A 22,208-nucleotide genomic window follows, 5' to 3' on the forward strand; every position below is an offset into this window, starting at 1 on the left:
CCTATTCAAGGGGATCGCGCATGTTGCTCAACCGGTTGCTGATCGTTGTTTTTGCTGGCTTTTTTTCCGCGTCGGCGCTGGCTGCCGGTGCGCCGGTGCTGGATCTGGACTACCGGCCGCTGGCCGGCAAGGCGCCGATCAACCTGAACCGTACCTACGGCGGCAAGGTCCTGATGGTGGTCAACACCGCCAGCAAGTGCGGCTATACGCCGCAATACGAAGGGCTGGAGGCGCTGAACCAGCGCTTCGGCAGTCGCGGCTTTTCGGTGCTGGGCTTCCCGTCCAACGATTTCCAGGGGCAGGAACCGGGATCTGAGAAGCAGATCCAGGAATTCTGCACGCTGACCTATGGCGTCAAGTTCCCGATGTTTGAGAAGGTGCATGTGCTGGGTGCGCAGGCCACGCCGTTGTATCAGCGCTTGACGCAGGCTACGGGCGTAGCGCCCGGTTGGAACTTCCATAAGTATTTGATCGGTCGCGATGGACGCGTGGTGGCGCAGTTCCCCAGCAAGATCAAACCGGACGATCCGAGCGTGCTGGCGGCCATCGAACGCGAGCTCAAGGCGCCGTCGCGCTGAGCGCGGTACGCGCAACGCCGCGCGCATGCGACAATGCGCATTCAGCGCCGGCGTCGGCGTGTCTTTTCACTTTCGGGAAGTGCATCGAATGAAGATGGGAAAGCGCGGCGCGGCGGCGTCGCTACTGATGGTGGCACTGTCGGCATCGATGCCGGCGATGTCGCAGCAACCGGCCGCAGCGGCCACCAAGGAGAAGCCAGTTGTGAATGCATCGTCTGAGAAGAGCACCCGCGACAACGTCAGCTACGCCATCGGTATGGATGTGGCGCGCTCGTTCGAGCCGATTGCCCAGGACATCGATGTAAGCGCACTGCAACGCGCCATCGAAAATGCATTCAAGGGCGGCAAGCCGCTGTTGTCCGACGAGCAGACCCAGGCCACCGACACCGCATTGCGCACCGCGCTGGCGGCGCGTAACGGCCAGCAGGTTCCGGGCATGGCGCCGGGTAGCGCGCCTGCAGCGCCGTCCAAGGAAAACGTCGGCCTGATGCTGGGCGATCGCGCCGTGGGCCCGTCGTTGGCCGGCATCAAGGACGAGATCGATCTGTCGATCCTGATCGAGGCCGTGCGCACCGTGTTCGCCAAGGGCACCACGCGTCTGACCCAGCAGGAAGCCGCAGCGACGATGCAGGCCTTTGCCTCTGCCAAGCAGGGCGCTGCCGGTGCCAAGAATCGCGAAGAAGGCAATGCGTTCCTGGCCAAGAACAAGACCGAAAAAGGCGTGATCACCACGGCCTCGGGCTTGCAGTACACGGTGTTGCGCCAGGGTAGCGGCGAGCGTCCGATGCCCACCAACACAGTGCGCGTGAACTACGAAGGCAAGCTGCTCAACGGGCAGGTGTTCGACAGTTCCTACCAGCGCGGCCAGCCGGCCGAGTTCGGTCTGAATCAAGTCATTGCAGGTTGGACCGAAGGCGTTGCGTTGATGCCGGTCGGTTCGAAATATCGTTTCTGGATTCCATCCAACTTGGCCTATGGCCCGAACGGCACGCAGGGGGGGCCGATCGGACCAGACGCAACGTTGACGTTCGATGTCGAACTGATGGGTATCCTTCCCTGATCCCCCACAGGAGTATCCCCCCCCATGCGAGTTGCGATCTTTGGTACCGGCTATGTTGGTCTAGTCACCGGTACCTGTCTGGCCGAAGTAGGTCATCACGTTATCTGCGTGGATATCGACCAGGCGAAAGTTGATGGTCTCAATCGAGGGGTGATCCCCATCTATGAACCCGGCCTGGAGCCGATGGTGAAAGCCAACCACGCCTCTGGCCGGTTGCGCTTCACCAGCGACGCTGCCGAGGCGATTGCGCACGGCGAAATCACCTTCATCGCCGTGGGCACGCCGCCGGATGAAGATGGCAGTGCCGACCTGCAGTACGTGCTGGCAGTTGCGCGTACCGTCGGTCGTCATATCGATGGCCCGTCGGTGGTCGTCAACAAGTCCACGGTGCCGGTCGGTACCGCCGACAAGGTGCGTGTGGCGATCCAGGAAGAACTGGCTGCGCGTGGCGTGGAGCATGAGTTCGACGTCGTCTCCAATCCGGAATTCCTGAAGGAAGGCGACGCGGTTGCCGACTGCATGCGTCCGGATCGCATCGTGATCGGTGCCACCAAGCCGGCAGCGATTGCGCGCATGCGTCGTCTGTATGCGCCGTTCAACCGCAACCGCGACCGCATCGTCGAAATGGACGTGCGTTCGGCCGAGCTGACCAAGTACGCGGCCAACGCGATGCTGGCGACCAAGATCAGTTTCATGAACGAGATCGCCAACATTGCCGAGCGTGTCGGTGCGGACGTCGAGCACGTGCGTAACGGTATCGGTTCGGATCCGCGCATCGGCTGGCACTTCATCTATCCCGGTGCCGGTTACGGTGGCTCGTGCTTCCCCAAGGATGTGCAGGCACTGGCCAAGACCGCCGAGCAGTACGGCATGCAGCCGACCCTGCTCAATGCGGTGGAAAGCGTCAACAACGCGCAGAAGGGTCATTTGTTCGAACTGGTGCAGCGTCACTACGGCGGCGACGCTGGCGGCAGCCTTGCCGGCAAGACCTTCGCGGTGTGGGGCCTGGCGTTCAAGCCCAATACCGACGACATGCGTGCGGCCTCCAGCCGTCGCCTGCTGGCGCAGTTGTGGGAAGCCGGCGCCACCGTGCGTGCCTACGATCCGGAAGCCACCCACGAAGCCAAGCGCATCTTCGGTGAACGCGACGACCTGACCTTCTGCGACGAAGCCTTCGCGGCCCTGGAAGGCGCCGACGCACTGGTCGTGGTCACCGAGTGGAAGCAGTTCCGTAGCCCGGATTTCGGCAAGATCAAACAGGCCCTGAAGGACGACGTGGTGTTCGACGGCCGCAACCTTTACGACCCGCAGGAGATCGAAGCTGCCGGCCTGGCTTACTACGCCATCGGACGAGGCCGTTCGTTGCATGCATGAGCAACTCTCGCCGCGCGACCAGGAACTGGACGCGCGGTTGGTTGAACTGGAAACGCGTCTGTCCTTTCAGGAGCACGCGCTCAATGAACTGAGTGAAGCACTTGCGGACGCCCGTTTGACGGGCGCCCGCAATGCCGAGCTGATCCGCCACCTGCTCGAGGATCTGGGCAAGGTGCGCTCCACGTTGTTTGCCGATGCAGCGGACGAACCGCCGCCTCCGCACTATTGATTGCAGATTGCCACCGCCATGAGCGATACCTTACGTGACCAGTTGCTTGGCCTGGGCTTCAAGTCCGCCCCCAAGCCCGAACGCAAACCCGACGCACGGCCTGCCGCGCGTCAGCATGGCAATGGTGGCAAGCCCGCGCCCGGCGGCAACAGGCCGGGTGGCCAGGGCAGGGGACCGCAGCGGCCGCATGCCGCTGCGACCGATGGCAAGCATGAGCGCACAAGCAACGGCAAGCCTGATCGTCGCAACGATGGCAAGCCTGCAGCTTCGCCACGTCCGCAGCATCCCAATGTAGAGCGTCGCGGCCCCAAACCGGCACGCACGCGCGAAGACATCGACCTCGCCAAGGCCTATGCGATCCGTGCGCAGCGCGAGAAGGACGAACGGATCGAAGCCGAGCGACTGAAGCAGGAGGAAGCACGCCTGCGTCGCGAAGCCAAGGCCAAGCTCGAAGCGCTGCTCAAGGACAAGGGCCTGAATCATGCCGACGCCGATATCGCCCGGCATTTTCCGTATGGCGGCAAGATCAAGCGCATCTACGTGACCGCCGATCAGCTCAAGGCGCTCAACGCCGGCGAGCTGGGTGTGTTGCAGCTCAACGGGCGTTATCTGCTGGTCACCGCCGAGTTGCTGGCCGAAGCCGAAGCGGTGTTTGCGCCGTCGGTCGCATTGAAGGTGGATCCGAATGCACCGGCAAGCGAGGACCAGTATGCGGACCCCCAGTATCAGGTGCCCGACGACCTGGTCTGGTAACGCTGCACGACATGGTTTTGTTGTTACATGGGCACCTGATGGGTGCCCATGTGTTTTGGCGCCTGCATTTGGCGTTGCGCAGCTGGATCGTTGCTTGCGCGCGCGTGCGAGTTGAGCGGTGCAGCAAACGCGCGGCTGGCGATACACAGGCTGGTCACGGCGCGCGCGGCACCATGCGCGGCGTTGTTGGTCGACGTATGCGGGCACGGTGTCCGTGGCGTCGCAGCTCACTTCCTGCCGATGGTGTCGCGTATGTCCATGTTTTCGAATTCCCTGCCATCGTGTGCCGATGCCTCAGTGCTCTCAGCCGTGCGCCATGTTGCGTGCATGCGTGCGCGTCGCAACGCTGTGTCGGTTGGATTATTGGGGCTTGCGCTCTGTGCGCTTAGTCAGCAGGCGGCCGCGCAAGCGGACGAGGCACCGGCATTCGATCGCCCCGGGATTCCCTTCGCTGCCGAAACGCTGCAGCCGGGTGCGTTTGCCTGGGAACAGGGCTTGCCGGATGCCAGCACCGACCGCGCCGATGGGCAGCGTACCACGCAGTACACCGCCGATACGTTGCTGCGTCTGGGGCTGTTGCAGAACGTGGAGCTGCAGCTGGGCAGCGACAGTTACAACTGGCAGCACGGCGGTGGCGCGCGCGTGCATGGCGGTGGCGATAGCCATATCGGCTTGAAGGTGGCACTGCCGTCGCGTTCGGACAGCTTTCATTGGGCCGCGCTCGCCAGCTACAGCGTGCCGACCGGCAGTCCTGATTTCAGCGATGGCTACGCACGCGAACTGGGCGTGACTGCGTCGTGGGATCTGGCGCAGGAGCGCGCGCTGGCGCTGTACGTCAACTATGCGCGCGACAACGACGGCCACACCTGGACCTTCTCGCCCAACTACACGTTCTTTTCCGGCGGGCGTTTCAGCAGCTATGTGGAAGCTGGCTTCGACACCGGCAGCGAGCATTCGCGCGCGGCCGGCGCCGGCGGCGCCTGGCAGCTGCCGCATGCGATGCAACTGGATGTGTCGGTGCTGCGCGGGCTGACCTCGCAGAGCCCGGACTGGCAGGGCGGGATCGGCTTGTCGATCGCGTTTCAGTGATGGAGTCTTGTGGGGCGACGGCCAAGCCGTGCCTTTCGAATCGACGCGGGAGCCGGGCGCAGAGCTTGCGGCTCAAGTAACACCGCGATCGTCAGTCCAGCCCGTGCGAGCTGAGTATGCTGCACTGCCGCATGCATTGACTGGCCGGAAAAGGCCTAATTGGATCGATCCAATCAACGTCAGACGCATGCGCATTTCTTCCACTGCAAGGCCGGCTACGTGACGCGTGCCAAGCCAATGCCGGCAGCCCCGGATGACGGCGATGCGCGCCGCATTCGACGCGGTGCAGTGACGCTGCGCGATATCGCCAATGCCATCGGCGTATCGCGCGCAACGGTGTCCTTGGTGTTGCGCGGCAGCCCGCTGGTGCATGCGACCACGCGCGCGCGTGTGGAGGCCGAGCTGGATCGGCAGAACTACGTCTACAACCGTGCAGCCGCCAATCTGCGCTGCCGCACCTCGTCCAGCATCGCGTTGGTCATCAACGACCTGTCCAATCCGTTCTTCGCCGAGTTCGCTGCAGGCGTGGATGAGGCCTTGGGTGCGGCCGGCTACGTGACCCTGCTCGGCAGCACCGGCGAATCCACGCAGCGCCAGCAGGCGGTGCTGACCTCGCTGATGGAGCACACGCCTGCCGGCATCATCCTGTCGCCGGCCGAAGGCAGCCAGGCCCAGGCACTGACCCAGGTGCTGGGGCGCCAGCACAACGTGGTGTTGTTCAACCGCGAAGTGGAGGGCGCGCAGTGGGATCTGCTGGCCCTGGATAACGAACAGGGGGCGTTTCTGGCCTGCGAGCATCTGATCGCGCAGGGCCATCGGCGCATCGTGTTTTTCGGTGGCCATGCCGAATCCAGTTCCTGCCGCCAGCGTCGCGCTGGCTACACCCGCGCGATGACGAATGCTGGCTTTACCGTGCACTACGTCGAATCCGCACCGAATCGTCAGGACGCTGCGCTGTGCGGCGCGCGCATGCTCGATAGCGCCGACCACGCTGCAACCGCTGCGGTTTGCTACAACGACAGCGTTGCGCTGGGCTTGATGGCCGCACTGGCGATGCACGGCATCGTGCCGGGCCGCGATTTCGCAGTGACCGGCTTCGACGATATCGCCGAAGCGGCCTTGTTTACACCGGCATTGACTACGTTGGCCGCAGATCCGCGTGCGCGCGGCAGGCAAGCCGCGCAGTTGGTGCTGCAGCGTATCGGCAGCCCGGAGCGCGTGTCGCAGCGCCTGACGGCTGCGGTCGCATTGAACATCCGCGCGAGCAGCGCCTGCTCGCCATCCGTGCCGACGCGTCATCCCCCAGGCAATTCTCCCGCTCATTCCCCCACCAAGGCCTCAGGCCGCTGACCAGGCAATTCCTATGGTTTCCCTTTCCACCCAATCCACTGTGCCAAGCGGCAACAAGGCGCCGGTCAACAACGGCGTTGCGTTGTCGGTCGTCACCACGATCTTTTTCATGTGGGGCTTTCTCACCTGCCTCAACGACATTCTGATTCCGCATCTCAAAGCGGTGTTCGAACTCAACTTCGCGCAGGCGATGCTGGTGCAGTTCACCTTCTTCGGTGCGTATTTCCTGATGTCGTTGCCGGCCGGTTGGCTGGTGGCCAGGCTTGGCTACAAGCAGGGCATCGTTGCCGGTCTGGCGGTTGCTGCGGTCGGTGCGTTGGGCTTCTGGCCTGCGGCGGAATTACGTGTCTATGGCGCATTTCTCGGCGCGCTGTTCGTGCTTGCCACCGGCATCACCATCCTGCAGGTGGCGGCAAACCCGTATGTCGCGTTGCTGGGTCCGGAGCGCAGTGCGTCCAGCCGGTTGACGCTGGCGCAGGCGCTCAATTCGTTGGGCACCGCGATCGCGCCGCTGTTCGGTGGCTGGCTGATTCTGTCCAACACCGTGATGAGCGGCGACCAGCTCAAGGTGCTGCCGGAAGCCGAGCAACTGGCCTATCGCGTGCAGGAAGCGCAGGCCGTGCAAGGGCCATACATCGGCCTTGGCATTGTGCTGTTTCTGCTGGCGATCTTCGTGTTTCTGTTTCGTCTGCCGGCCCTGACCGATGCGGGCGCGCAGAAGGACGAGAGCAAGCATTCGCTGCTGGATGCCTTGCGTCACCCACATGTGCGCTTCGGTGTGCTGGCGATCTTTTTTTACGTCGGCGCGGAAGTGGCGATCGGGAGCTTGATGGTCAACTACTTCTCGCTGCCGCAGATCGGTGGTTTCACCGAGCGTGAGGCGACCAACTACGTGTCGGCGTACTGGACGCTGGCGATGATCGGCCGCTTCATCGGTTCGGCCTTGCTGGCCAAGCTGTCGCCGCGTGTGTTGTTGTCGGTGTTCGCTGCAATCAATGCACTGCTGCTGGGCCTGACCATGGCCAGCGGCGGCATGCTGGCGGTGTACGCGCTGGTCGCGATCGGCCTGTTCAATTCGATCATGTTCCCGACCATCTTTACGCTGGGCATCGAGCGCCTTGGTCCGCTGACCGGCCGCGCATCGAGCCTGTTGATCATGGCCATTGTCGGTGGCGCCATCGTGCCGTATCTGCAGGGTTTGCTGGCCGATAGCATCGGTTTGCACGAGTCGTTCGTGCTGCCGCTGGTGTGTTACCTGTACATCGTGTTCTACGGTATCTGGGGCTCGCGGTTGCGCGGCGCACTGGCGGAGGCGCGCGCATGAGTGCTGCCAAGAATCGGGTGGTGTGTTTCGGCGAGGCCTTGATCGACATGCTGGCGTTGCCGCCGGCCGGACCCGACGAGGCGCGCACGTTTGCGCAATACGCAGGCGGTGCGCCGGCCAATGTTGCGGTGGCGGTGGCGCGGCTGGGCGGTGCAGCGCATTTCGTCGGCATGCTGGGGCGCGACATGTTTGGCGATTTTCTGCTGCAGAGTCTGCAGCAGGCCGGCGTTGCCACCGATGGCATCGTGCGGACCGATCAGGCCAAGACTGCGCTGGCCTTCGTTGCATTGGATGAAGCCGGCGAGCGCAGTTTCAGTTTCTATCGCCCGCCTGCGGCGGATCTGTTGTTCCGTCCCGAGCACTTTGCTGCCGACGGTTTCACGCAGGCCGCCGTGCTGCATGTGTGCTCCAACAGCATGACCGAGCCTGCGATCGCGCAGTGCACGCTCGATGGCATGCGCCGCGCGCGCGCCGATGGCGCCATCGTCAGCCTGGATCTCAATCTGCGCCCGATGCTGTGGCCGCAGGATGTGGACCCGGCAGCGTTGCTGTGGGAGGCGTTGGCGCTGGCCGATGTGGTCAAGCTCTCGCGCGAAGAACTCGATTACCTGGCCGGCACGCTCGATGGGGATGCCAGCACGGTCACCCAGAAGCTGTGGCAGGGCCAGGCCAGCTGGTTGCTGATCACCGATGGCGGCGGGCCGGTGCATTGGCAGACGCGCACCGATTCCGGCCAGGTGCCGGCGTTCCGTGTGCAGGTGCGCGACAGCACCGCAGCTGGCGATGCATTCGTCGGTGGGTTGTTGTTTCAGCTGGCTGCACGCGCGGCCACGCTGGAGCAGTTGTGTGGCGATGCCGCTGCGATCACCGAGGTGATCCGCTTCGCTGCGGCGGTCGGTGCGCTGGCGGTGACGCGCAAAGGCGCGTTCGCCGCGATGCCGAGCGTCGATGAAATCCATTCCCTGATCCAGGAACAATCATGAGCCGTTTGCCTGCGACCCCCGCACCCGATTTCCGCTCGGCCGATGTGCTGCGTCAGCATATCGCCGACACCATGGCCTTCTACCATCCGCGCGCGATCGATCCGGCGGGCGGGTTTTTCCAGTATTTCCGCGACGATGGTGCGATCTACGACGCCGGGCATCGGCATCTGGTCAGCAGTACGCGCTTTGTCTTCAACTATGCGATGGCCTACCGCGAATTCGGCGATGCGCAGTATCTGGAGGCGGTACGTCACGGCCTGGATTATCTGCGCAACGTACATCGCAATCCGGCCACCGGCGGCTACGCATGGACCTTGCGCGATGGCGTGGTCGAAGACGACATGAATCACTGCTACGGCGTGGCCTTCGTGCTGCTGGCGTATTCGTGCGGCCTGAAGGCCGGCATCGAAGAGGCGCGCGCATGGATGGACGAAACCTGGCAGCTGCTGGAAAAACATTTCTGGGAGCCGGAATTCGGGCTGTACCGCGACGAAGCCGACGCGCAGTTCAACTTCACCAGCTACCGCGGCCAGAACGCCAACATGCATATGTGCGAGGCGATGATCGCCGCGTACGAAGCCAGTGGTGAGCAGCGTTATCTGGTCCGCGCCTTGTCGCTGGCCGACACCATGACCCGGCGGCAGGCGGCCAAGGCCGACGGCCTGGTGTGGGAACACTACGATCTGCAGTGGAACATCGACTGGGACTACAACCGCGACAATCCCAAGCACCTGTTCCGCCCGTGGGGCTTCCAGCCGGGACATCAGACCGAGTGGGCCAAGCTGTTGATGCTGCTGGATCGTTACGCGCCGACCGATTGGTTGTTGCCGACGGCGCAACACCTGTTCGATGTGGCCGTAGAGCGCTCATGGGATGCCCAGCGTGGCGGGCTGTATTACGGCTTCGACCCCGATGGCAAGGTCTGCGACGACGACAAGTATTTCTGGGTGCAGGCCGAGTCGCTGGCGGCCGCGGCCTTGCTGGCGCAGCGTAGCGGCGAAGCGCGTTACTGGCAGTGGTACGACAAGCTCTGGGACTATTCCTGGAAGCATATGATCGACCATCGCTATGGCGCCTGGTATCGCATTTTGGACGCGGACAATCGCAAGTACAGCGACGAGAAGAGCCCGGCCGGCAAGACCGATTACCACACCATGGGTGCGTGCTACGAAGTCTTGAACGTGTTGCGGCCGGCTGCGTGATGCGACACGTTCGGTGAGGTGTGCCGACCGTTCAATCACTTCAAGACGCCGAGATATCGACTCGGAGTCTTCGTTTGGATGCAGTCAGACGTTGAGGTCAGAAGCTTAGTCGGTCGAGGGCGCGGTGCCCTCACCGCTTGCGGGACACGCCGCAAGTACATCCATGTAGGCTCGGTGGCGGCATCCATGCCGCCAGACGGTCCAGCAATCGGCGAGGGCACCGCACCAGAAAGATTGCTGGTCGCTTTGTTGAAAGCCATGCTCACCGACCATCTCGACTGGTCCTTGCCCGCCCACCATCGCGGGACCTTACGCGGCATGGATGCCGCGTAAGAGCCTACATGGACGTACTTGCGGCGTGTCCCGCGATGGTGGGCGGGCAAGGACCCCGCAGCCAAGCCACAGATCAGCCGCTCTGCCTTGCGGCGTGTCCTGCGATGGTGGGCGGGCAAGGGCCCTGCAGCCAGGCGGCAGATCAGCTGCCATCACTCCGGGTCGTAATCCAGATTCGATGCCAGCCAACGTTCGGCCAATGCCAGCGTGATGCCCTTGCGTTTGGCGTAATCGGCAACCTGTTCCTTGCCCACTCGCCCGACCACGAAATACTGGCTCTTGGGATGGCTGAAGTAATAGCCCGACACCGCTGCAGTAGGCAGCATCGCGAAACTTTCGGTCAGTGTCATCGTGGTGTTGCGCTCGGCCTCGAGCAGATCGAACAAGGTGCGTTTTTCGCTATGTTCCGGGCATGCAGGGTAGCCAGGTGCGGGACGGATGCCGCGATAGCGCTCGGCGATCAGTGCCTCGTTGTCCAAGCCCTCGTCTTCGATGTACCCCCAGAACTCGGTACGCACACGCTGATGCAAACGCTCGGCGAGCGCTTCGGCCAGACGGTCGGCCAAGGCCTTGAGCAGGATCGCGTTGTAGTCGTCGTGCGCCGCTTCGAAACGCGCCACATGCGGGTCGATACCAATGCCGGCAGTGACCGCGAACGCACCGATCCAGTCCTGCTTGCCGCTGCTCTTGGGTGCGATGAAATCGGCCAGACAGAAGTCGGGCCGGTCGGCGGGTTTGTCGACCTGCTGGCGCAAAAAGTGCAGCAGCTGCCGGGATTGGGAATCGGGGATGTGGGATTGGCCGGGCTGCTGCGAATCCCCAATCCCGATCGCCGAATCCCGGTGGTCCGTCAGGACCACTTCCACATCATCGCCCACACTATTGGCCGGCCACAGCCCGAACACGGCCTTCGCGGTCAGCCACTTCTCGGCGACGATCGTGCGCAGCATCTTGCGCGCATCGCGATACAACTCGTTGGCCTGCGGACCGACCACTTCATCGCTGAGAATTGCCGGGAACTTGCCGGCCAGTTCCCAGGCCTGGAAGAACGGGGTCCAGTCGATCAGCTCGATCAACTCCTGCAGCGGATAGTCGTCGAACACATGCACGCCCGGCTGACTCGGGGTAGGCGGCACATAGTTGTCCCAATCGCCATCGAAACGCTGCGCGCGTGCCTTTTCCAGCGAGACCAGGCGTTTTGCATCGCCGCGATTTCTGTGGCGGGTGCGGATCTCCGCGTAGTCGGCATCGTTGGCGGCCACAAAGGCCTGGCGCAGATCGCGCGAGATCAGCGACTGCGCAACGCCCACTGCACGCGAGGCGTCCTTCACCCACACGGTGGGCGCTTTGTAATGCGGGTCGATCTTCAGTGCAGTGTGTGCGCGCGAGGTAGTGGCGCCACCGATCAACAACGGAATCTCGAATCCCTGTCGCTGCATCTCGCGCGCAACATGCGACATCTCTTCCAGCGACGGCGTGATCAAGCCGGATAGCCCGATCAGATCTGCATTCTCCGCACGCGCCCGGTCCAGGATCACCTGCGCCGACACCATCACGCCCAGATCCACCACGTCGAAGTTGTTGCACGCCAACACCACCCTGACGATGTTCTTGCCGATGTCGTGCACATCGCCCTTGACCGTGGCCATGATGATCTTGCCGTTGGACTTGCCGACATCGCCGGTGCGCAGCTTTTCCGCTTCGATGAAGGGCAGCAGATACGCCACAGCTTTTTTCATCACACGCGCGGATTTGACCACCTGCGGCAGGAACATCTTGCCGGCGCCGAACAGGTCGCCGACCACGTTCATGCCGTCCATCAGCGGGCCTTCGATCACATCCAGCGGGCGTGTGGACTGTTGCCGTGCTTCTTCGGTATCGGTCTCCACGAACGCATCGATGCCATGCACCAGCGCATGCGCCAGGCGTGCGCGCACCGGCTTCTCGCGCCACGCCAGGTCTTCGACCTTGGCAGCGCCCTTGCTGCCCTTGTAGCGCTCTGCAATTTCCAGCAAGCGTTCGGTGCCGTCCTTGCGGCGGTTGAGGATCACGTCCTCCACGCGCTCGCGCAGTTCCGGGTCCAGCTCGTCGTAGATCGGCATGCCGCCGGCGTTGACGATGCCCATGTCCATGCCGGCCTTGATCGCATGGAACAGGAACACCGAGTGGATCGCCTGGCGCACCATCTCGTTGCCGCGGAACGAGAACGATACGTTGGAAACGCCGCCGGAAACATGGCAATGCGGCAGCGTGCGTTTGATCTGCCGGGTGGCTTCGATGAAGTCCACCGCGTAGTTGTCGTGCTCCTCGATACCGGTGGCGACGGCAAAGATATTCGGGTCGAAGATGATGTCTTCCGGCGGAAAACCGACCTGCTCGGTCAGCACCTTGTAGGCGCGCGTGCAGATCTCCACCTTGCGCGCGCAGGTGTCGGCCTGGCCCACTTCATCGAAGGCCATCACCACTGCGGCGGCGCCATAGCGCAGGACCTTGCGCGCCTGTTCGATGAATTGCGCTTCGCCTTCCTTGAGCGAGATCGAGTTGACCACGCTCTTGCCCTGCAGGCACTTCAAGCCGGCTTCGATCACGCTCCACTTGGACGAATCCACCATCACCGGAATGCGTGCGATGTCCGGCTCGGACATGATCAGGTTGAGAAAGCGCGTCATCGCCTTTTCGGAATCGATCAGGCCCTCGTCCATGTTGACGTCGAGGATCTGCGCACCGCTGGCGACCTGCTGGCGTGCCACCTCCACCGCTTCTTCGTAGCGTTCTTCCTTGATCAGCTTGCGGAACTGCGCGCTGCCGGTGACGTTGTTGCGCTCGCCCACGTTGACGAACAGCAGATCCGGGGTGATGACCAGCGGTTCGAGACCGGACAGGCGGGTATGGCGGGGAGTACTCATGCGATGCTCTGAGGAAGGGCGGCTGCGTTGCTAGCCCGGATCGGAAAAGGAAGTGGCGGGACGCAGTGGTCCGCACTCATCCGGCGCTGCACGCCTGCTTCCCCCGCATGCGGAAGAAGGGGCCCGAAGGACGGATAAGCGTCAGCGCTCTGCATCACGCTGCCAGTTCCTGCGCACCAGGCAATTGCCGCGGCGGCAGATCGGCCACCGCTTCGGCAATCGCGCGGATGTGATCCGGTGAGGTGCCGCAGCAACCGCCGACCAGATTGAGCAGGCCGGCTTGCGCAAATTCGCGCAGGGTTGCGGCCATTTCTTCCGGGCTTTCGTCGTACTCGCCGAAGGCATTCGGCAGACCGGCATTGGGATGCGCGCTGACGTAGGCATCGGCGATCTGCGACAGCGTTTCCACATGCGGGCGCAGATCCTTGGCGCCAAGCGCACAGTTCAAGCCCACCGACAGCGGCCGCCCGTGCGCGACCGAGGCATAGAACGCCTCTGCCGTTTGGCCGGACAATGTGCGACCTGAGGCGTCGGTGATGGTGCCGGAGATCATCACCGGCAGGCGCCCGCCGCGTGCTTCGAACACTTCTTCGATCGCATACAGCGCGGCCTTGGCGTTGAGCGTGTCGAAGATGGTTTCCACCATCAGCGTATCGGCACCGCCATCGATCAGGCCGTCGATGGCCTCGCGATAGGTCTCGCGTAGCGCATCGAAACTGGTGTTGCGGTAGCCGGGGTCATTCACGTCCGGGCTGATCGATGCGGTGCGGCTGGTGGGGCCGAGCACGCCGATCACGAAGCGCGGCTTGTGCGGGGTCAGCGCTTCGACCTCGTCGCAGCACGTGCGCGCGACCTGCGCGCCAGCCTTGTTCAATTCGTACACCAGGTGTTCCAGGTGATAGTCCGCCTGGCTCACCGAAGTTGCGTTGAAGGTATTGGTTTCCAGTAGATCGGCACCGGCATCCAGATAGGCGCGATGGATACTGGCGATGATCTCGGGGCTGGACAGCAGCAACAGGTCGTTGTTTCCTTTCAGGTCGTGGCCTTGCGGCGCGTGCGCGTGATCACAGCCCGGGCCATGCACGTGTACCTGCGTGCTGTCGTACCCGTCGGCAAAGCGCGTGCCGCGATAGTCCTGTTCCTGCAGGTCGTGGCGCTGGATCATGGTGCCCATCGCGCCGTCGATGATGAGGATGCGCTCGCGCAATGCAGCGCTGAGTTTTTCAGCGCGCTCGGGATGCAGCCAGGGCAGTGAGAACGAGAGTGGGGATTGGGGATTCGGGATTGGCATAGGCGTCATGATCCAGTTCTCCGCGAGTCAATGCTCTTGCTTTCATCCAATCCCGAATCCCGACTCACCACTCCCGGCTTCATCGCAATCAACGAAATCACTTCGAAATGCGGCGGGCGCTTCTCGCGCGTCACCGTCTCCAGGCTGGACACGTCCAGCCCGGCTTTCTCGGCGAACTTGCGCAATTCCTTGGACGCAAAGCCGAGATTGACGTGGCCATAGGCATGCACCGCCGCGCGATGTTCGTGCTTGGCCAGGCTGCACAACAGCAAGCGGCCACCGGGGCGCAGCACGCGCGCGGATTCGGCCACCGCCTGCGCCGGCTTGGCCGCGTAGGTGAGCGCATGCATCAGCACCACCAGGTCGAAGCTGGCATCGGGGAATGGCAATGCATGCATGTCGCCTTCGCGTACTTCCACATTGCGCAGCTTGCGCAGGCGCTCGCTGGCGGCGGCGACCACGCGCGCGCTGGTGTCGATGCAGATGTAGCGGGTGGCGTGCGGGGCTACCAGCTCGGCCAGCACGCCGTCGCCGGAGGCGATGTCGAGCACGTCGCCGGTTTCCAGCAAGGGCAGCGCGGTGCGCGCCAGCGCTTCCCAGGTGCGCCCGGGCGAGTAATGCCGCTCCATATCGCCGGCCACCGAATCGGCCCAGTTCTGGTCGGCGGCGCGGTTGGCCAGCACGGCGGCCACGCGCTCGGCGTCCTGGCGCAGCAGCGGGTCGTCGCTGCCCGTGCTCAGTGCCAGCCACAGGGCGCGCTGCGCCGGGTCCAGCGACACCTCGTCGAAACGGTAATAGGCCGACACGCCGGCGCGGCGGTCGCGCACCAGCCCGGCTTCCTTGAGCTTGGCCAGGTGCGTGGACACGCGCGGCTGGGCCAGACGGGTGATGGCCGACAGCTCGGCCACGGTGAGTTCTTCCTGCTCAAGCAAGGTCAGCAGGCGTACCCGGGTGGCGTCGGCAAACACCTTCAGGCGCGCCGACCAGTCTTCCAGATCCATGAATATCTCTATATCGCGATATGGAGATATTTTCGGCCCGGCAGGGTGTGGGGTCAACTACATACGCATGCGAATGGTTGTGGCTACAATGGGCGCTCAGCCTAGGCCTGGAGGGATGCGACGTGGATTTCAGCTTTACCGAAGAACAATTGATGATCCAGGATGTGGCGCGCCGCATCGCTCAGGAAAAGATCGCCCCCAGCGCCGAGCAGTTCGACCGCAGTGGCGAGTTCCCGCTGGACAACATTCGCCTGCTCGGCGAAAACGGCCTGATGGGCATCGAAGTGCCGGCCGAGTACGGTGGCGCCGGCATGGATCCGATCAGCTACGCACTGGCGATGATCGAAATTGCTGCTGCCGACGGCGCGCACTCCACCATCGTGTCGGTCAACAACTCGCTGTTCTGCACCGGTATTTTGAAGAATGGCAGCGAGGCGCAGAAGCAGCTGTACGTGCGCGCGATCGCCGAAGGCGCGCAGATCGGCGCATTCGCACTGACCGAGCCGCAGTCCGGTTCGGATGCCTCGGCGATGCGCTGCCGCGCGGTGAAGCAGGCCGATGGCAGCTTCGTGATCAACGGCAAGAAGAGCTGGATCACCTCCGGCCCGGTCGCTAAGTACATCGTGCTGTTTGCGGTGACCGAGCCGGACAAGGGCTCGCGCGGCATCACCGCCTTCATGGTCGACGCCGACCGGGCCGGTTTCCACCGCGGCAAGACCGAGCCCAAGCTCGGCATCCGGGCTTCGGCCACCTGCGAGATCGAGTTTGCCGATTACATCGCGCAGCCTGACGAGGTGCTGGGCGTGGAGGGCGAGGGCTTCAAGACCGCGATGAGCGTACTCGACGCCGGACGCATCGGCATCGCCTCGCAGGCAGTTGGTATTGCGCGTGCTGCGTACGAGGCCACGCTGGCTTACGTGAAAGAGCGCAAGGCGTTTGGCGCGGCCATCGGCACCTTCCAGATGACTCAGGCCAAGATCGCCGACATGAAGTGCAAGCTGGATGCAGCGCTGCTGCTGACGCTGCGCGCGGCCTGGTTGAAGGGGCAGGGCCAGAAGTTCGGCACCGAAGCGGCCGTGGCCAAACTCACCGCCTCGGAAGCGGCGATGTGGATCACCCATCAGGCGGTGCAGATCCATGGCGGCATGGGCTATTCCAAGGAAATGCCGCTGGAGCGTTACTTCCGCGATGCCAAGATCACCGAGATCTACGAAGGCACCTCGGAAATCCAAAGGCTAGTGATTGCGCGCGCCGAGACCGGCCTGCGCTGAAGCCGGCCGCACTCCAGCGCGGCTGCTGGATGCGGCAACGCCACCGACCCAAGGTGCGCAGCTGTCGATCCGGCAACGTGCTGGTGTAGGCGATTGCTTCGCACCGCCGGGTAGGAGCGCGCTTGCGCGCGATGAAGCATTATCGATAACGCTTCATCGCGCGCAAGCGCGCTCCTACGCAAGCGTGAGCGGCCTGGCATCGCAGGTCCGCCGTGTCAGTGGCCTGGCGACGGCGCACGGCAAGTACTTCACAGCGCTACAGAGCCGATAGCTGCGTCCGCGCTTGTCGGGTGCGGCGCGCGCGGATCACAATCGCTGCTTCTCCAGCCTCTGGTGCGCGCATGCTCCGGTCTTTGCACGCTGTGTTTCCCCGCCTTTCGCCGTCTGCCATTGCGCCCGTGCTGGTGTGCTGGGGACTGTTGCTGGTCTGCGGCGTGGCAAGTGCACAAACGCCGCCGCCCTCGATCGTGCCCACCGCCCGCTTGCAGGAAGCCTGGTGGGCGCAACGACACGCGCAGGTGTTGGAGCAGGTCAAGCAGCACGCCGACACGCCGCTGCTGTTGATCGGCGATTCGATCACCCAGAACTACGAAAAAGCGAAGGCGCCGGACGAAGAATTCCAGTCGACCTGGCAGACCTTCTACGGCAGCCGCGGCGCGCTCAATCTGGGCTTCAGCGGCGACGGCACCGAGAACGTGTTGTGGCGGCTGGCCAATGGCGAGGTCGACGGTCTGCAACCCAAGGTTGCCCTGGTGCTGATCGGCACCAACAACACCGGCCATCTCGGCCAGACCGCCGAGCAGACCCAGCTGGGCATCGATGCGGTGGTCGCGGCGATCGAACAGAAGCTGCCGCGCACGCACATCCTGTTGGTGGGCGTGCTGCCCAGCGATATTTCCAGCAAAAAATCGCGCCGCGATGCGCAGGTCAATCGAGGGCTGGCAGTGCGTTACGGCGATAACCCACGGGTGACCTATCTGGACGTGGGGTCGATCTTTCTGCGCGACGGCAAGCTGCGCACCGAGTTGTTTTACGACACGCGCTTCCGGCCGCCAGCCGGCGCCTTGCATCCGGACACCCAAGGCCAGCGCATGCTCGCCGAAGCGATCGAGCCGACCCTGGCCCGATTGCTGGGCGAGCCGCCGGTCAAGCCGGTTGCCGAGCTCGGCCGCGAGTTTGCGACCTCGCTGATTCCGGTCGACTGGCTGGAGCAAGACTCGTACGACTGGTACGCCCGCCACCATGCGGCGCTCGCCGCAGCACCCACATTGAAGCCGGACGTGGTGATGATCGGCGATTCGATCACGCATTTCTGGGCTGGCCCACCGCAGGCCACGCGCGTGAGTGGCGAGCAATCGTGGCAGTGGTTGTACGGCACGCGGCCGGTGCTGAATCTGGGCTTCGGCTGGGACCGCACCCAGAACGTGCTGTGGCGGATTCGCCAGGGCGAGCTCGACGGTCTGGATCCGCAATGGGTAGTGCTGCATCTCGGCACCAATAACCTCACCGGTACCGCGCAATCGCGCGCGAGCACGCCGGCCGAGGCCGCCCTGGGCGTGGAGGCGGTGGTGAACGAAGTGCGTGGCCGCTTGCCCAACAGCAAGCTGATCCTGATGGCGATCATGCCGCGCGGCCGCCATGCGGGCGATGCGCAACGCGCACCGATCGCCGAGACCAACCGCTTGCTGGCTGCGCGCTATGCCAAGGATCCGTCAGTGCGTCTGGTCGATATCGGCAAGCAGCTGCTGCAGCCCGACGGGACCTTGCCCGAGGCGCTGATGCCCGACGGCACGCACCCCAGTGAGGCCGGTTATGCGATCTGGGCGAAGGCCTTGCGCGAGGCGGGCATTACGGCCTTGCCGTAACGATAATGTCAGCAGCAGCTTCGAATGAGGCTGCTGTCGGTCCAGCCGTGTAGCAGCACTCAAGCATTTTTCAGACCTCAGAAACCAGAAGACCCCCGATCGCTCGGAGGTCTTTTTAAACTGGTGCCCAGAAGAGGACTCGAACCTCCACGAAGTTGCCCCCGCTAGCACCTGAAGCTAGTGCGTCTACCAATTCCGCCACCTGGGCAAGGTGAGCCGCGAATTTTGCAGGCTCCTGGTGGGCTTGTCAACGGGTGAACGCGGCGATCTACGCCTGGACGGGCCGGCTTTCAGCCCACATCACGGCCGCACGGGGTAATATGATGGCAATGACCAAGAAAAACATCCCAGATTCCGATCGGCCGAGTCGCCGCAATTCCGCCAACACCGGCGAGCCCACCACCGCCGAAAAACAGAAGTTGCCGGGGTGGATGCCTGACTTCCTGGTTCGCGCCGCCGCTGGCGCCTCGACCAAGTCCGCAAACAAGCGCGCTGCCGATAAAGCCGCGCAAGCCTCGCCGGAGCTGCAAGTAGCGCCGCCCCTGCCTGAGCCGTCGGCTCCGCGCGCACCGCATCCGCGCAAGAGCGGCCCGCCTGCGCCGCCGCCGGAACGCCTTCAGGCCGCCCAGCCTCCAGCTGTCGCTGCTTCTCCCGCTGTCGCCGCTGAGTTCAAAGATCCGCACGCCGATCGCGAAGCACTGCGCTATGCCGAGCCGATCGCCAGCCGCGAGGCCATCCTGCAGCTGCTCGAAGCCTGCGACGGCCCGCAGACCGCCGAAGAAATCGCCGAACAACTGCATCTGAGCGACCGCATCGACGCGTTGGGCAAGCGCCTGTCCGCGATGGTGCGCGAGGCGCAGCTGGTACAGAACCGCCGTGGCGGCTACGCGCCGGTGCAGCAGACCAGCCTGATCGCCGGCGTGGTGATCGCCAATCCGGAAGGCTTCGGCTTCCTCAAGCCGGACGAAGGCGGCGACGACCTGTTCCTGCCGCCGTACGAAATGCGCAAGGTCATGCACGGCGATCGTGCGCTGGCCAACGTCACCGGTATCGACCGCCGCGGCCGTCGCGAAGGCGCGATCGCCCGTGTGCTCGAACGCCGCATGTCGCGCATGCTCGGGCGCTTCTTCTACGAACATGGCGTGGCCTATGTCGACCCCGACGACAAGCGCGTGCAACGCAATGTGCAGATCGCACCGGACGGCATCGGCGAAGCGCGCGAAGGGCAGTTGGTGGTGTGCGAGCTGATCGCGCCACCGGATGCGCGTCGTCCGGCGATCGGCAAGATCATTGCGGTGCTCGGCGACAAGCTGACCCCGTCGCTGGTAGTGGAAATGGCCATCCACGGCCACGAGCTGCCGCACGAGTTCTCGCAGGAAGTGCTCGACGAAGCGGCCGCGGTGCCGCTGGTGGTCGAGCCGCAGATGATCGGCGGGCGTGTGGACCTGCGGCAGATGCCGCTGGTCACCATCGATGGCGAAGACGCCAAGGATTTCGACGACGCGGTGTATTGCGAACCCAACGCCGACGGCTTCCGTCTGGTGGTGGCGATCGCCGACGTCTCCAACTATGTGCGTCCGGGCACGCCGCTGGACGACGAAGCGCAGAAGCGCGCCACCTCGGTGTATTTCCCGGGGTTCGTGGTGCCGATGCTGCCGGAGACGCTGTCCAACGGCATCTGCTCGCTGATGCCCAAGGTCGACCGCATGTGCTTCGTCTGCGACATGCAGGTGGGCCGCGATGGCGAAGTCACCGGCTCGCGCTTCTACGAAGCGGTGATGAACTCGCACGCGCGTCTGACCTACAACCAGGTCTGGAAGGCGGTTGGCGAAGACGATGCCGACACCAAGGCCTTCATCGGCCCATTGCTGCCGCAGGTGCAGCGTCTGCATCAGCTGTACAACGTGCTGTCGAAGGCGCGCACGCATCGCGGCGCGATCGAGTTCGAGACCTCCGAAGTGCGCTTCGTGCTCGACAACACCGGTGAAGTCACCCAGGCCGGCATGCTGGTGCGTAACGATGCGCACAAGCTGATCGAAGAATGCATGATCGCCGCCAACGTCGAGGCCGCGCGCTATCTGCTGAGCATGCACGTGCCGGCGCCGTACCGCGTGCACGAGCGGCCGCCGGAGAGCAAGTTCGAAGACCTGCTGGAGTTCCTCAAGGAATTCCAGCTGAGCCTGCCGGCATGGAGCAAGGTACGCCCCGGCGATTACACCAAGCTGCTGAAGAAGGTGCGCGCGCGCCCGGATGCGGCGCTGCTGGAATCGGTGCTGCTGCGCAGCCAGAGCCTGGCGGTGTACTCGCCCGACAACAACGGTCACTTCGGTCTGGCGTTGGAAGCGTATGCGCACTTCACCTCGCCGATCCGGCGTTACCCGGATCTGCTGGTGCATCGCGCGATCAAGCATGCCTTGACCGGCGCCAGCCCGGAAAAATATATCTATACCCCACGCCAGATGTCGGCATTGTCGCTGCAGTGCTCCGAGCGCGGACGGCGTGCCGACGAAGCCGAGCGCGAGGTCGACGAGCGCTATCGCGCCGCGTGGATGGAAAAGCATGTCGGCGGCCAGTTCGATGGCGTGATCAGCGGTGTGACCGGCTTCGGCCTGTTCGTCGAGTTGAACGAATCCAAGGTCAATGGCCTGGTGCATGTCACCCAGTTGCCGCAGGACTATTACCAGTTCGACCCGATCCGCAAGACGCTCAGTGGCGAACGCCGCGGTCGCGCCTTCCGCCTGGGCGACCCGGTGCGGGTGCTGGTGCTCAAGGCGAGCATGGAAGAGCGCAAGATCGACTTCCGTCTGGCCGAAGATGGCGCAGCGCCCGAAGCGCCGTTGCCGCAGCGCGAGAAGCCGGCCAAGCGCAAGAAAAAGCAGTACTAAGCGCGACGACACCATCGCGAGTCGCTGCCTGGCGGCGGCTCGCGATGCGCGCGGATCGCAAGATATGACGCTACAGGTCCTTGCGAGTCACAAGCTCGCAACGATCTCCGGTCATCCGTGTTCAACAGCGCTGAGGCAACGATGGACGCAGCACTCGAGTACAGCGGTGGCTGCCAATGCGGCGCGGTGCGTTTCCGCGTGCGCGGCAGGTTGTCGGACGCTTCGATCTGCCATTGCCGCATGTGCCAGAAAGCCTTCGGTGCCTACTACGCGCCGTTGGTTTCCGTGCGCGGCACCGCGTTCAGCTGGACGCGTGGCGAGCCGAAACGCTTCGCTTCTTCCTCGCTGGTGTCGCGTGGATTCTGTGCCGAATGCGGCACGCCGCTGACCTATGAGGCGCCGGATGGCATCGCCATCGCCGCCGGTGCGTTCGATACGCCCGAACGGTTGCCACCGGTGATCCAGTACGGTGTGGAGCGCAAGCTGCCCTTCCTCGATGCGTTGGGCGATCTGCCGGCGCGCACCACCGAGGACGATGCGGCTGCATTGGCGTTTCTGGCCGACCTCGTGTCAAGGCAGCATCCGGATCACGATACCGGGCAGTGGCCGGTGTGAGTTCGCGCCAGCAGGCATGAGCGCACCTCGCACCGGTTCGCGACGGCCAGCGTGCGTAGGGGTCGGCAGCATCACCATGATGCGAGTGTGATCTTCGCT

Annotated in this window: 17 protein-coding genes and 1 tRNA gene; 14 read left to right on the top strand and 4 right to left on the bottom strand. The window is 63.9% G+C overall.

The features are described 5' to 3' along the window. Positions 1 to 20: 20 nt before the first annotated feature. The 10 genes from NYR97_RS17140 to NYR97_RS17185 all read left to right on the top strand — a co-directional run bounded on the left by NYR97_RS17140 (position 21) and on the right by NYR97_RS17185 (position 9,942). Positions 21 to 578 (top strand): glutathione peroxidase, encoded by a 558-nt coding sequence (locus NYR97_RS17140; protein WP_316694884.1) that lies wholly within the window; start codon positions 21 to 23, stop codon positions 576 to 578. Positions 579 to 666: 88 nt separating this feature from the next. Then, positions 667 to 1,638 carry an FKBP-type peptidyl-prolyl cis-trans isomerase gene (locus tag NYR97_RS17145; RefSeq protein WP_205391856.1) on the top strand — a complete coding sequence of 324 codons (972 nt, stop codon included), beginning with the start codon at positions 667 to 669 and terminating at the stop codon, positions 1,636 to 1,638. A gap of 24 nt (positions 1,639 to 1,662) precedes the next feature. After that, the gene (locus NYR97_RS17150) at positions 1,663 to 3,012 is read left to right on the top strand and encodes a UDP-glucose dehydrogenase family protein (RefSeq protein ID WP_205391855.1); all 1,350 of its coding nucleotides are present in this window, start codon (positions 1,663 to 1,665) and stop codon (positions 3,010 to 3,012) included. Beyond that, on the top strand, positions 3,005 to 3,241 hold the full coding sequence (locus tag NYR97_RS17155; RefSeq protein WP_006448709.1) for a SlyX family protein: 237 nt from the start codon (positions 3,005 to 3,007) through the stop codon (positions 3,239 to 3,241). The genes NYR97_RS17150 and NYR97_RS17155 overlap by 8 nt, the downstream gene beginning before the upstream one ends. An 18-nt stretch (positions 3,242 to 3,259) precedes the next feature. Continuing rightward, a complete protein-coding gene (locus tag NYR97_RS17160) occupies positions 3,260 to 3,994 on the top strand; it encodes a DUF2058 domain-containing protein (RefSeq protein WP_345784960.1) in 735 nt (244 codons plus the stop codon). Between the two features lie 327 nt (positions 3,995 to 4,321). Beyond that, positions 4,322 to 5,083, top strand: coding sequence for a transporter (locus tag NYR97_RS17165; protein ID WP_316694892.1), 762 nt, complete (start codon positions 4,322 to 4,324; stop codon positions 5,081 to 5,083). Between the two features lie 237 nt (positions 5,084 to 5,320). Continuing rightward, positions 5,321 to 6,433, top strand: coding sequence for a LacI family DNA-binding transcriptional regulator (locus NYR97_RS17170; RefSeq protein ID WP_316698318.1), 1,113 nt, complete (start codon positions 5,321 to 5,323; stop codon positions 6,431 to 6,433). Positions 6,434 to 6,446: 13 nt separating this feature from the next. Next, positions 6,447 to 7,757: an L-fucose:H+ symporter permease gene (fucP, locus tag NYR97_RS17175; protein WP_316694894.1), complete on the top strand. Its 1,311-nt coding sequence runs from the start codon at positions 6,447 to 6,449 to the stop codon at positions 7,755 to 7,757. Next, entirely contained in the window at positions 7,754 to 8,740 is a 987-nt protein-coding gene (locus NYR97_RS17180; RefSeq protein WP_316694896.1) for a carbohydrate kinase family protein, read from the top strand. Before fucP ends, NYR97_RS17180 begins: the two co-directional genes overlap by 4 nt. Next, positions 8,737 to 9,942 carry an AGE family epimerase/isomerase gene (locus NYR97_RS17185; RefSeq protein WP_316694898.1) on the top strand — a complete coding sequence of 402 codons (1,206 nt, stop codon included), beginning with the start codon at positions 8,737 to 8,739 and terminating at the stop codon, positions 9,940 to 9,942. Before NYR97_RS17180 ends, NYR97_RS17185 begins: the two co-directional genes overlap by 4 nt. A 485-nt stretch (positions 9,943 to 10,427) precedes the next feature. Here NYR97_RS17185 and metH read toward each other — a convergent pair whose 3' ends face one another. The 3 genes from metH to NYR97_RS17200 form a co-directional block, all read right to left on the bottom strand. Beyond that, the gene (gene metH / locus NYR97_RS17190; protein WP_316694900.1) at positions 10,428 to 13,181 is read right to left on the bottom strand and encodes a methionine synthase; all 2,754 of its coding nucleotides are present in this window, start codon (positions 13,179 to 13,181) and stop codon (positions 10,428 to 10,430) included. 154 nt (positions 13,182 to 13,335) lie between these two features. Beyond that, a complete protein-coding gene (locus NYR97_RS17195; RefSeq protein WP_316694902.1) occupies positions 13,336 to 14,481 on the bottom strand; it encodes a homocysteine S-methyltransferase family protein in 1,146 nt (381 codons plus the stop codon). Beyond that, positions 14,478 to 15,473 carry an ArsR/SmtB family transcription factor gene (locus NYR97_RS17200; RefSeq protein WP_023903577.1) on the bottom strand — a complete coding sequence of 332 codons (996 nt, stop codon included), beginning with the start codon at positions 15,471 to 15,473 and terminating at the stop codon, positions 14,478 to 14,480. Before NYR97_RS17200 ends, NYR97_RS17195 begins: the two co-directional genes overlap by 4 nt. Before the next feature lie 152 nt (positions 15,474 to 15,625). Here NYR97_RS17200 and NYR97_RS17205 point away from each other — a divergent pair, with 152 nt between their 5' ends. Together NYR97_RS17205 and NYR97_RS17210 are read left to right on the top strand one after the other, a co-directional pair. Then, complete coding sequence (locus NYR97_RS17205) at positions 15,626 to 16,744, top strand: acyl-CoA dehydrogenase family protein (protein ID WP_225307002.1); 1,119 nt, start codon at positions 15,626 to 15,628, stop codon at positions 16,742 to 16,744. Positions 16,745 to 17,085: 341 nt separating this feature from the next. After that, complete coding sequence (locus tag NYR97_RS17210; protein ID WP_316694905.1) at positions 17,086 to 18,609, top strand: platelet-activating factor acetylhydrolase IB subunit; 1,524 nt, start codon at positions 17,086 to 17,088, stop codon at positions 18,607 to 18,609. Positions 18,610 to 18,730: 121 nt separating this feature from the next. Here the strand turns inward: NYR97_RS17210 and NYR97_RS17215 are convergent. Next, positions 18,731 to 18,817 (bottom strand) — tRNA-Leu (locus tag NYR97_RS17215). Positions 18,818 to 18,938: 121 nt separating this feature from the next. Between NYR97_RS17215 and rnr the strand changes: the two genes are divergently transcribed. Together rnr and NYR97_RS17225 are read left to right on the top strand one after the other, a co-directional pair. Next, the gene (gene rnr / locus NYR97_RS17220; RefSeq protein ID WP_316694907.1) at positions 18,939 to 21,494 is read left to right on the top strand and encodes a ribonuclease R; all 2,556 of its coding nucleotides are present in this window, start codon (positions 18,939 to 18,941) and stop codon (positions 21,492 to 21,494) included. 141 nt (positions 21,495 to 21,635) lie between these two features. Continuing rightward, positions 21,636 to 22,109: a GFA family protein gene (locus tag NYR97_RS17225; protein ID WP_316694909.1), complete on the top strand. Its 474-nt coding sequence runs from the start codon at positions 21,636 to 21,638 to the stop codon at positions 22,107 to 22,109. Positions 22,110 to 22,208: the final 99 nt, after the last annotated feature.

Source organism: Xanthomonas hydrangeae, assembly GCF_032697525.1.
GTDB lineage: Bacteria > Pseudomonadota > Gammaproteobacteria > Xanthomonadales > Xanthomonadaceae > Xanthomonas > Xanthomonas hydrangeae.